Annotated in this window: 3 protein-coding genes and 2 pseudogenes; 3 read left to right on the top strand and 2 right to left on the bottom strand. The window is 68.9% G+C overall.

Annotated features, from left to right (window positions below; translation table 11 throughout):
* Positions 1-250 precede the first annotated feature (250 nt).
* Positions 251-577 (top strand): annotated as a pseudogene (locus ACFY3C_RS45680) (transposase); the annotation flags it as partial.
* Positions 578-586: 9 nt separating this feature from the next.
* Here ACFY3C_RS45680 and ACFY3C_RS45675 read toward each other — a convergent pair.
* Entirely contained in the window at positions 587-1,567 is a 981-nt protein-coding gene (locus tag ACFY3C_RS45675) for a winged helix-turn-helix domain-containing protein (RefSeq protein WP_390775180.1), read from the bottom strand.
* 89 nt (positions 1,568-1,656) lie between these two features.
* On the opposite strand from ACFY3C_RS45675, the gene ACFY3C_RS45670 reads away from it, so the two are divergent.
* Entirely contained in the window at positions 1,657-2,973 is a 1,317-nt protein-coding gene (locus tag ACFY3C_RS45670) for an MFS transporter (RefSeq protein WP_390775179.1), read from the top strand.
* A gap of 183 nt (positions 2,974-3,156) precedes the next feature.
* Complete coding sequence (locus ACFY3C_RS45665; RefSeq protein ID WP_390775178.1) at positions 3,157-3,741, top strand: DinB family protein; 585 nt, start codon at positions 3,157-3,159, stop codon at positions 3,739-3,741.
* 99 nt (positions 3,742-3,840) lie between these two features.
* Here ACFY3C_RS45665 and ACFY3C_RS45660 read toward each other — a convergent pair.
* Positions 3,841-4,184: pseudogene (locus tag ACFY3C_RS45660) on the bottom strand (Tn3 family transposase); the annotation flags it as partial.
* Between the last annotated feature and the right edge of the window lie 100 nt (positions 4,185-4,284).

Genomic DNA, 4,284 nt, shown 5'->3' with positions numbered 1-4,284 from the left:
GCCCGGACCGGACCGCCGCCGGCGCCCGCGTCAAAGGGGGCCGGAACGGCGGAACACCAGGGCGAAACACCGTGGCAGAGCCTGCTCACCCGGCTGGTGGAGGTGGTCCGGTGCCCGCGTCCACTACGACGAGAGCTGTCTGCCCGATGTGTGGTTGGCTCCAACCCAATTTGTCAGCGGCCGCCATCTGCTCTGCGCCGAGAAGCAGCTCCAGCACGGCGTCACCGGCTGACGAGGTGAGCCAGGGTTCCTGATCCACGCCGTACCGCCCATCCGTGGCAAGCGCGGACGATCCCGTCAGCGCCCCGACGTCCTCTACGCCGACCGCGGTTACGACCACAACGTCTACCGCCGCCAGGTCCGTGAGCTGGGCATCCGTACGCTCATCGCCCAGCGCGGCACCGGGCACGGAAGCGGCCTGGGCAAGAACCGCTGGGTCGTCGAAGCGGCCTTCGCACTTCTGCGCCGGTTCCGCCGACTGCGTATCCGCTGGGAAATCCGCGCCGACATCCACCAGGACTTCCTCACCCTCGGCTGCGCAATCATCTGCTGGCGGCGCCTCAAAAAACAGTGCTGATCTGAGCCCTCAGCCCGAACCGGCGACCAGCGCCTCGCCGAGCGGGGTGCGCCGGTAGAGCACCGACCGTCCGGACCGGGCGCGGACGAGCAGCCCCGCGCCTCGCAGGATGGCGAGGTGGTCTCCTACCGCGCCGGGTGCCATGGCGAGGCTTCGGGCGAGGTGGCTGGTACTGGCCGGGGCGTCCAGCGCCAACAGCAGCCGGGCTCGGGCCCGGCCGACCAGAGCGGTCAGCGCGTCCGGTTGGGGGACCGTCTCCTGTTCGCCCCACAGGGCGGCGGTGCCGCGGGCAGGATAGACCAAGGTCCTGGGCCAGGGGTCTTCCAGGTGGGCGGCGATATTCCCGACGAAGACCGAAGGGATCAGCAGTAGCCCGTCGCCGGCGAGGCGGACGTTTCCGACTGGGGGGAAGAAGCCGATCTCGATACCGCCGGCGCGCCAGGCGATGCTCGGGTGCAGACTCTCGATGGTCTTGGCCCATCCGTGTTCGCCGATCACACCCACCCGGTGCACGACATCGCGCTCACAGATCGCGCGCAGTTGCGGCCAGTCCGTGGCGAGCAGCTCGTGCCACGCCTGGTCCATCGCCTCGGCGATCCTGGAGACGGCGTCCGTGGAGTCCAGCACTGCGCGTACGCGGGGATCATGGGCGGACGGGCCGGTCCCGGTGGTGGCGAATTCGTGGCGGGCCGCTTCCAGCGGTGTGGCCCGGATCATGGCCAGGTCGTCTGCCCAGGTCTGGTTGATGCCGCGCGGGGGCGGGGCGACGAAGTTCGGTCCGGATTGCGGGGTGTGCAGGGCGAGGGCGGCGTCCAGTTCGGTCTCGCGGCGAAGCCGTTCAAAGGCCGGCAGGAGCCGGGTGGCCCAGGCTCGCGGCAGCGGCCGGTTTTGGCCGGCGAGCGAGCGTAGCAGCAAGCAGAGGTCCATCGCGGGCGACAGCGCGAAGCGGCTGCGCAGCAGGTCCTCGACGGAGACTTCGAAGCGGAGCACCCTGCGATGCTACCGCCGGACGTCTGTTCCGATTCGTCCAGCGACGAATCATTGGTGAGTGGCGTGGGCGCACGGCGAGGCTGGGCGTCATGATCCCAACCGCCGAACCCGCGCAGGGCAACCACCGTGCCACCTACCGGGAGGTGCTGGCCGATCCGCGATTCCGGCTGCTCTTCTCGACCCGCGCCGTCGCGATCACTGCGGGCTCGCTGCGGATCACCACGTTCTCGGTGCTGGTCTTCGCGGCCACCGGCTCCGCGCTGTTGAGCGCACTGGCCTTCGGCATCGGCTTTCTCCCGCAGTTGTTCGGCTCGCTGCTGCTGGGCTCACTGGCCGACCAACTGCCGCCCCGCGCGCTCATCGCCGGCGGCTACGCCTTGGAGTGCGCCGCCGCCCTGCTGCTCGCCCTGGTGCGGATGCCGATCGCGGCAAGCCTCGGTGTCGTGGCGCTGGTCGCCCTCGCCACACCGGTGTTCGGCGGCGCGTCGAGTCGGCTCGTCGCGCAGTGGCTGAAGGGCGACGCCTATGTACTGGGCCGTTCACTGAACAACATCGCCTCCTCTGGCGCGCAATTGTTCGGTCTGGCGCTGGGAGGTGCGGTCGTCGCGGTACTCGGCCCGCACCGGGCGCTCGCGGTAAGCGCCGCCCTCTACCTCGGCTGCGCGCTCGCTATCCGCATCCGGCTACCCCGGCTGGAGCCGGGAGAGTTCGGCGGCACACCCGGCAGCGCTCGGGACGATGGCGGGGCCCTCCGGGCAAGCCTGCACGGTGCCGGCCTACTGCTGCGCGGACACACGGTACGACAACTGATGCTGGCCCAGTGGCTACCGCCCGCGTTCGTAGCGGGCGCGGAAGGTCTGATCGTCGCCTACGCGGGAGGACGCCACTTCGCGCCCGGCTGGTACGCGGTGCTGATGGGCTGTCTGCCGGTCGGCATGCTTGTCGGTGACCTGCTGGTGGGTCGACTGCTACGGCCACCCACCCGGGAGCGACTGGTAGTCCCGTTGATTGCGCTGACGGGACTGCCGCTGGTCGGCTTCGCTACCGAGCCCGGAGTGGGCGTCTCGTCCTGCCTGCTGCTGCTCTGCGGCTTCGGATTAGCCTACGGTCTCGGCCTGCAACGGCCGTTCCTGGACGCCCTGCCGCAGGATGGCCAGGGCCAGGCCTTCGGTCTGCTCGGCTCCGGCAGCATGACGCTGCAGGGCGTCGGGCCGGCCTGCTTCGGCTCGGTGGCCGCAGGCATCGGAACAGGCGGCGCAATCGCCCTGGCAGGCGGCGCGGCGGTGCTTACCGCCGGCTGGATTCTCACCTGGCACCCGCCCACCTCCCCGGTCCCCGTCCCGAACCACTCAACAGGATCAGAGAACGGCACCGAACAGCATGCGTGTAGTTCTCCTGCGCAGTAACCGTCGCAGGTCCGGTCGGCCGCGAGCCGTCACGCACCCCACCCCCACCCCCACGTCTCTCTGACAGACAGTCATTCCCGGTAGCTCATTGTGTAAGGAGTCCTGAGTCTCTGCTCTGCCAGCCGTTGCGGACCACGTACGGGATCTTGAGACCACGAACAGCCCATGGAAGGCTCATGCCACATGATCGATAAATTCGCGAAGGACAACCTGCACGGGAGACTGCGGCGGGACCGCGAGGCGCTGCTCTGGAAACTCGACGGCTTGTCCGAATACGACGCCCGCAGACCTTTGACGGCGACCGGGACCAACCTCCTCGGCCTGGTCAAACACGTGGCCACCGTCGAGGCCAGGTACTTCGGCGAGGTCTTCGACCGCCCTTCCCCGGAATCGCTGTGCCGGTGGCAGGACTACGACGGCAACGATCTGTGGGCGACCGAGGACGAGACCCGCGATCAGATCATCGGGTTCTACCGGCGCACATGGGAACACTCGGACGCGACGATCAACGAGCTTCCCCTCGACGCCCCCGGCCACGTGCCGTGGTGGTCGGAGCCTTATCCCAACACGAACCTGTTCGCCATCATGGTCCACGTCCTTGGCGAGTCCAACCGCCATGCCGGGCACACCGATATCCTGCGCGAGGGCCTCGACGGCCGGACCGGGATGCGCCCCGAACACGAGAGGCCGATCGACGAGGAAGCCCGTGCAGCCTACTGCGCGAAGATCGAGCAGGCCGCCAGGTCGGCCGCATCAATCAAGGCTTAGTCGGACATATCAGGCAGTCTGACATCAGCTCCCCTACCGGCGCTTGCGATTTCCGAGCACCCGGCCACCTGATATGCCCGCGTCACCCGATGTGGGCGTTCAGTCCGCGCCTTCGTCGTCCTCGTCCAGCTCGAGCGCGTCCGCGTCGCTCAGCGTGCGCAGGGCGCCGACGGCCGGGGTCGAGGCGGTGAAGCTGTAGCGGCCGAGCAGGTTCAGGTTGCGGTGCTTGAGAGGGGGGCCGGGTGATGTTCTCCTCGCGGATCGCGTGGCCCTCGGCCGGGTAGCCGGGCGACGGCGGCGTCGACGTAACGGGTCGTCCAGAGCACGATGGTGCTGAGGACCAGACTGAGCGAGCCGAGCTGGTCCTCCACGCCGTCCCGGTACGCCTGGTGGATGGTGCCGCGCTTGCCGTGGCACACGTCCCGGGCCAGCTTGTGGCGGGAGATCGCTAGTAGTGCTTCGTTAGGTTCTCGTTCTGGCTCTGGTTCTGCTTGCGGTGAGGGGGCGGCCGCAGGTGGTGCAGGTGCCGGTCCAGCACCTCAA

This window comes from Streptomyces sp. NPDC001410 (assembly GCF_042895235.1).
Lineage (GTDB): Bacteria > Actinomycetota > Actinomycetes > Streptomycetales > Streptomycetaceae > Streptomyces.
The sequence above is the reverse complement of the archived record's forward strand: the minus strand, read 5'-3'. Positions and strand labels throughout refer to the sequence as shown.

What these genes read in the sequence shown, in the direction of transcription:
- ACFY3C_RS45670 (WP_390775179.1), top strand. Translation starts at nt 1,657, where the DNA reads ATGATCCCAACCGCCGAACCCGCGCAGGGCAACCACCGTGCCACCTAC.
- ACFY3C_RS45665 (WP_390775178.1), top strand. Translation starts at nt 3,157, where the DNA reads ATGATCGATAAATTCGCGAAGGACAACCTGCACGGGAGACTGCGGCGG.